Below are 310 nucleotides of genomic sequence, written 5' to 3'. Positions count from 1 at the left end.
TTCCAAAGACAGATCAACAGAATCGTTCGCTTGGCGGAAACTGTTTAATTTGTCTTCAGCCGTATTTAAAGAATCGCGAACCTGCGGTAATTGTTCCTTCAAAAAAGCAAGGCTTTTGGCCGCTTCTTCTGATTTTCGCTCAACATTTTGGATCAAGTAATTATTGCTGATACTTTCAATAATTCTTTTGATTAGAACAGGATCATCCCCCATCAGGGTGAGTGAAAGAACCCCCGTGTCCTTACCTTTGTCTTCTACTGTAAGATCGTCAAGAAGTTGTACCGTTGCTGCCAGCGTTGTGAGCTTTTTG

The 310-nt window shown here is 41.6% G+C and carries 1 protein-coding gene; it reads right to left on the bottom strand.

What is annotated here, in order from left to right; genetic code table 11:
• Positions 1–310, bottom strand: a 310-nt coding sequence (locus N825_RS38545) for a hypothetical protein (RefSeq protein ID WP_211098455.1), incomplete at both ends; no start/stop codon positions are given.

Origin of the sequence: Skermanella stibiiresistens SB22, assembly GCF_000576635.1 — a bacterium.
Taxonomy (GTDB): Bacteria; Pseudomonadota; Alphaproteobacteria; order Azospirillales; family Azospirillaceae; genus Skermanella; species Skermanella stibiiresistens.
The sequence above is the reverse complement of the archived record's forward strand: the minus strand, read 5'-3'. Positions and strand labels throughout refer to the sequence as shown.